General features: G+C 66.0%; 6 protein-coding genes and 1 pseudogene. 2 read left to right on the top strand and 5 right to left on the bottom strand.

Going from position 1 to position 5,406, the window contains the following annotated elements:
- Window positions 1-1,250, bottom strand: a 1,250-nt coding sequence (gene hemL / locus WBF82_RS06105) for a glutamate-1-semialdehyde 2,1-aminomutase (protein WP_424382180.1), incomplete at its 3' end; no start/stop codon positions are given.
- Window positions 1,251-1,313: 63 nt separating this feature from the next.
- Window positions 1,314-1,742 (bottom strand): hypothetical protein, encoded by a 429-nt coding sequence (locus tag WBF82_RS06100; protein ID WP_424382179.1) that lies wholly within the window; start codon window positions 1,740-1,742, stop codon window positions 1,314-1,316.
- A 426-nt stretch (window positions 1,743-2,168) separates the two neighbouring features.
- Between WBF82_RS06100 and WBF82_RS06095 the strand changes: the two genes are divergently transcribed.
- On the top strand, window positions 2,169-3,044 hold the full coding sequence (locus tag WBF82_RS06095) for a hypothetical protein (protein WP_424382178.1): 876 nt from the start codon (window positions 2,169-2,171) through the stop codon (window positions 3,042-3,044).
- On the opposite strand, the gene WBF82_RS06090 is transcribed toward WBF82_RS06095, so the two are convergent.
- A complete protein-coding gene (locus tag WBF82_RS06090; protein WP_424382177.1) occupies window positions 3,025-3,426 on the bottom strand; it encodes a nitroreductase/quinone reductase family protein in 402 nt (133 codons plus the stop codon). The genes WBF82_RS06095 and WBF82_RS06090 overlap by 20 nt on opposite strands.
- An 11-nt stretch (window positions 3,427-3,437) precedes the next feature.
- Between WBF82_RS06090 and WBF82_RS06085 the strand changes: the two genes are divergently transcribed.
- The gene (locus WBF82_RS06085; RefSeq protein ID WP_424382176.1) at window positions 3,438-3,833 is read left to right on the top strand and encodes a nitroreductase family deazaflavin-dependent oxidoreductase; all 396 of its coding nucleotides are present in this window, start codon (window positions 3,438-3,440) and stop codon (window positions 3,831-3,833) included.
- Here WBF82_RS06085 and WBF82_RS06080 read toward each other — a convergent pair.
- The gene (locus WBF82_RS06080; RefSeq protein WP_424382181.1) at window positions 3,830-5,182 is read right to left on the bottom strand and encodes an amino acid permease; all 1,353 of its coding nucleotides are present in this window, start codon (window positions 5,180-5,182) and stop codon (window positions 3,830-3,832) included. The two genes, WBF82_RS06085 and WBF82_RS06080, sit on opposite strands and share 4 nt — an antisense overlap.
- A gap of 70 nt (window positions 5,183-5,252) precedes the next feature.
- A pseudogene (locus WBF82_RS06075) lies at window positions 5,253-5,406 on the bottom strand (TetR/AcrR family transcriptional regulator); the annotation flags it as partial.

Genomic DNA, 5,406 nt, shown 5'->3' with positions numbered 1-5,406 from the left:
TCGGCAATTCGGGCGAAGGCGGCATCGTCGAGCGCCGCCGAGACAAACCACGCCTCGAAGGCGCTGCACGGCGGGTAGACACCGCCGTCCAGCAGGGCGTGAAAGAAGGCTGGGAAGCGCCAGGTTTCGCTGGCCCGCGCCGATGCGAAATCGGTAACCTGCGCCTCGCCGAAGAACACGCTGAGCATGTTGCCGCCCCGCGGAATCTGATGTGGCACACCGGCATCCGTCAACGCATCGGACAGCAGGCCGGCCAGCCGGTCGGCATTGGTATCCAACGCCGCGTAGACGGCGTCGTCGGCGTTGCGCAACGTCGCCAGCCCGGCTGCCATCGCCACCGGGTTACCGGACAGCGTGCCGGCTTGATACACCGGCCCCAGCGGCGCCAGCCGTTCCATCACCTCGGCGCGCCCGCCGAACGCCGCAGCGGGCAGCCCGCCGCTCATCACCTTGCCGAAGGTGAACAAGTCGGCGTCAACCGGATCGATTCCGTACCAACCGCTTCGGCTTACCCGGAATCCCGTCATCACCTCGTCGATGATCAGCAGGGCGCCGTGCGCGGCGGTGATCTCGCGCAGCGCCGCGTTGTAGCCCGGCGCGGGCGGAACAACGCCCATGTTGCCGGGGCTGGCTTCGGTGATCACCGCGGCGATCTGATCACCGAATTCGGCGAAGCTCTGCCGAACAGCATCAATGTCGTTGTACGGCAACACAATCGTGTCGGCAGCGGTGGCGCCGGTGACACCGGGCGACGACGGCAGGCCCAGCGTCGCGACCCCGGAGCCCGCGTCGGCGAGCAACGCGTCGACGTGGCCGTGATAGCAACCGGAGAACTTGACGATCTTGGCGCGGCCGGTGGACCCGCGGGCCAGCCGCACCGCGCTCATCGTGGCCTCGGTGCCGGAGTTGACCAGCCGGATCCGCTGCACGGGTGGCATCCGGTCGATGATCTCGGCGGCCAGCTCGGTCTCGGCGGGTGTCGGCGCCCCGAACGACAACCCGGTGGCGGCGGCCTTGGCGACGGCGTCGACCACCGACGGGTGCGCGTGACCCAGGATCATCGGTCCCCACGAGCAGACCAGGTCGACGTAGCGGTTGCCGTCGGCGTCGGTCAGCCAGCAGCCGTGGGCTTCGGTGATGAAGCGCGGGGTGCCGCCGACGGCCTTAAACGCCCGCACCGGTGAGTTCACCCCGCCGGGGATGACCGCGCAGGCGTCGGCAAACAGCTTCGCCGAGACATCGCTATGCACGTCCACCAGTGTCCCAGCCGCTGCGAGTGGTCCGACTACAGGGTGTAGTTGTCGGGTACGACCTCAGTCGGGCGCTTGCCGCGCCTCGCGCGCGAGCCGCCACTCCTCAGCTTCGATAACGGCAGCCTTGGCGTCGATCGCCGCCTGCTCGTATGCGCGGCGGTAGAAGTCGGCGACTATTAGCCGGCCCATGCGGGCGCACCACTCGACGACTGACTCGTCGTCGCTGGCTTCACCAAGAGCGAGCACGACCGAACGCAGCCCTTTGAGTTCGGCCTGGTTGAGCCGTGCCAGCGGGCCGCACCGTTTGAAGTCGACGATGTCGACTCGTTCGCCGCCTTTCGCTGACGCCAGTCGGACCAGCAGGGCGTCGGACACCGAGGCAGCCCACTGCGCCAGACCTGCGTGCCGCGACAGCGACAGCTGCTCAAAGACGTCGAGCAGCGTTGAGGTGGCCTTTTCGGGCAGATCGTCAACGGGGGGATGGGTCACTTGTTTTCCTCCTCCTGAAGTATTCGGCGCACACCTCGTCTCGGCTTGGCGCGATGTTGATGGCACGCAGCCCATGCCGCACCGGTTCGATGCGTCGCCGTCAAGCCGGCCGCGGCCTCGATTCGGCAAGCACTGTTCCGCGAAGTGTTCGGAGTTAGGCCACAGAGATAAGGGGCTCGGGGTTGTCGTTGTCAGAACAGCGACGCGACGATGTCGCTGAGCGTGGTGGCCGTACCGCCCGCCCGCCGTTTGCGGCGCGATGATCAGCTCGCGTAAATCCATCAACAGCTTCGTCAGCAGCAGTCAGCCGTTGTCAAGCTGAACACAACGTCGGTCACACCAGCACCTCGGAGGGCTGGGTGATTCCTCCCCGAAACGGCACCGCATGCGATATCACCAACGCCGCGGCATTGGAACAATCGACTGGTGATCCGGCAATCGGCGAGCGAGGTCGCACTGGCCAGCGTCAGCGCCGTCCGGGACGAGCCGGGCGGACGGCTGGCACTGATGCGCTCCCAGTACCAGGTGCCGCCGGAGGTGGACCGCGGCTATCTTCCATACCGCCAGGCGGCGTCGGCGTTCATGCGATGGCAGCTGCGGCGTGGAGTGCTCAACCCGATCGATGCGCCGAGTCCGGGCAGCCCATGGTGGCGCGCCATCAATGAGCGCGTGCTCTACGACGGGGTCGAAGCGCGCGCCCTGGCCTTCGGTCATCCCGGACCGCCGAGCTCGCCGACGGTCGCCGCCTGGCTGGAGTTCATTCGACAGCCCAGCGCCAGGCGCTGGTATCGGGCGCACAACATGAGCGTCGTCGGCGCGTACCTAGAAAACGAGCAGCTGGCGAAGCGCGAAGGTCGGATCGAACGGTTCTTCCTCAACCTGGTGCTGGCCCGGGTGCTCTACACCCACGCGATGGTCGCTGCGCCGCGGCTGGCCCTGGGCTGGCTGGCTCCCGCCGGCCGGTTTCTTGGCGATCCACGGCTGGGCATGACCAGCATCTTCGTGTCGCTGTCGCGAGTGCTGCCCGACCGCTATCCCCTCGGTGACGACATTGAGCCATACGCGCAGGCCGAACACGGATTAGGTCATCTGCTCGACGTCGGTGTGCTCACGCCGCGGGTGGAACACCTGTACGCCTGGTCGGCCCGTGAACTCGACAGCCCGGGCCTGCGACAGCTGCTGTCCGGCCGGACGCCGTGTTATGCCTGGCCCCCAGACGACCGGCAGCCCTGGAATCCGGCGCCGTCGCGGCTGGCCCGATTGTCACTACGGCTTTTGCCGGTCAGGGCGTCGCGGGGGTGAGCACGAACACGGGATGGTCTGCGGCGTCGGGCAACTTACGAAAATAGCCGTCGACGGCTCGGCCGGCCTTGCGCTGGTAGGCGGTCAGGATCGGCGGGCGCTGCGGCGCGGGCATTTCCTGCGCAACGTAGGTCACGGCGCCGGCCTTGTTGGTCAACGTGACGCTGGGATTGGCTCGGACGTTTTTGACCCACTGCGACTCGCCGCGGGTGGACACCAGATACCGGGTGCCGTCGACGTCGACGGTGACGACGGGAATGTGCTGTTGCTCCGCACTGCCGCGCCTGGTCACAGTCAGCGTTTCGCTGTTGCTGATGCCGGTGGCCATCGCGATCCGGTTGAAGACCTTGACGGTGAACCACGGGGGCTTGAGGTAGGCCATAAGGTACGAGTATGCAGCTTCCGCAACGGCTTGCCCGTTTCAATCGACACGTCACCAACCCGATTCAGCGGATGTGGGCCGGTTGGGCCCCCTCGGTCGGCAGTCTCGAGCACGCCGGCCGGCGCTCCGGCAAGCATTACCGCACGCCATTGACGGTGTTCAACGCCGACATCGACGGCAAGCCCGGCGTGGCGATCCCGCTGGCCTACGGCCCGGACCGCGATTGGTTGAAGAACCTCAACGCCGCCGGCGGCGGCCGGATGCGGCGACACGCCAAGTCATTTGGCGTCACCAACCCTCGGACCGTGACCAAGGAGGAGGCGGCGGCGCATGTCAGCGGCGCGGCGCGGCGCGTCTTCGCCAGGTTGCCGTGGCAGCAGGCGGTTCTGCTGACCAAGACCGGCTAAGCGGCGACGACGGATCGCCGCCACCGCTTGGTCAGGAAATACAGCCCGACCACCACGGCCCAGGACGCAAGGCTAAGCCAAAACTGGTCGCGCACACTGCTGTTGAACGCCATCTGCACCAGCACGCCGACAATCGCGGCCAGCGTCACGATCGAGAGCACCGGGAAGAACCACATCCTGACCCGCAACTTCTCCGGCGGCGTCCTGAAGCGCAAGACGATCTGCGACAGCGCGATCAACAGATAAACGAACAGCACGATGGCGCCCGACGAGTTGAGCAGAAAGGCGAACACCGAGCCCGGCGCGATCGCCGCCATGATGACGCACAAAAAACCCACCACCGACGAACAGATGATCGCCGTGTATGGCACGCCGCGTCGGCTGATCTTCAGCAGCTGGGCCGGCGCCTCGTGTCGGGCGGCCAGCACGAACAGCATGCGAGATCCGGTGTAGAGGCCGGAGTTCAGACACGACAGCACGGCGGTGAGCACAATCGCGTTCATGATGTGATCGGCACCGCGGATTCCCATGTGCTTCAACGCCGCAACGAACGGCGAAGCGCCGATCTCCAACGAGCTCCACGGCAATATCACGACAAGCAGAAAAACCGAGCCCACGAAGAAGATCGCGATGCGGGCGGCCACCGCGTTGGTTGCCCGCTGAATTGCCCGTTCGGGATCGGGAGTTTCGCCTGCGGCGATGGTGGCAACCTCGGCCCCGACCATCGAGAAGATCACCACGACGATCGCGGAGAAAACGCCGCCGATGCCATGCGGGAAGAACCCGTGGCGAGCGGTCAGGTTGGAGAAATCCAGCCGCCGACCGGGCCACAGGCCCAGCACGAAAAACGAACCGAGTCCAAGGAAGACGATGATCGTCGCGACTTTGATTCCGGCGAACCAGAATTCGAATTCCCCGAAGGACGAGACGGAGAACAAGTTCGTCGTGGTCATCGTCAGCATCAGGATCAACGCGACCAGCCACAATGGCGCATCGACCCAGTAGTTGAAGACTTTCGCGCCGGCGACCGCTTCAAAACCGACGACGATCACCCAGTAGTACCAATACAGCCAGCCCACCGAGAAACCCGCCCAGCCGCCCAGTGCTTTGCGCGCGTAGTCAGCGAATGATCCCGTCGACGGATTCGCGGTGGCCATCTCCCCCAGCATGCGCATCACCAGGATGATCAGGACGCCGCACAGCGCATACGTGGCAAACGCGGCAGGGCCGGCGGTCCGGATCACCACGCCTGAGCCGACAAAAAATCCGGCACCGATGACACCGCCAATGGCGATCATGGTCAGCTGTCGCTGCGACAGCCCCTGGCTCAGTTGCGGCGCGGCATCCACAAGGGCGTCTGGGCTTCGTGCGTCTGACACTGACGGGACGCTAACACCCCTATGCGCCGTCCCGCTCGATTCACACCGGTCCGGCGCGCAGCGTCGCGGGCTCGCTGGGCAGGAAGTGCTCGGTGGCAAAGGCGCGAATGTCCTCGGCGGTGTTCAGGGGTCTGCGACCAGGCAACAACAGCACCATCGCCGCATAGCGCAGGATGGTTTCGGCCAGCTCGTCG

It is taken from the genome of Mycobacterium sp. (assembly GCF_049673265.1).
Classification (GTDB): domain Bacteria; phylum Actinomycetota; class Actinomycetes; order Mycobacteriales; family Mycobacteriaceae; genus Mycobacterium.
This window is presented reverse-complemented; position numbering and strand designations above follow the sequence as displayed.

Excerpts from the sequence above, each read along its gene's own strand:
- WBF82_RS06090 (WP_424382177.1), bottom strand. The coding sequence starts at position 3,426 with ATGGCCTACCTCAAGCCCCCGTGGTTCACCGTCAAGGTCTTCAACCGG.
- WBF82_RS06085 (WP_424382176.1), top strand. The coding sequence starts at position 3,438 with ATGCAGCTTCCGCAACGGCTTGCCCGTTTCAATCGACACGTCACCAAC.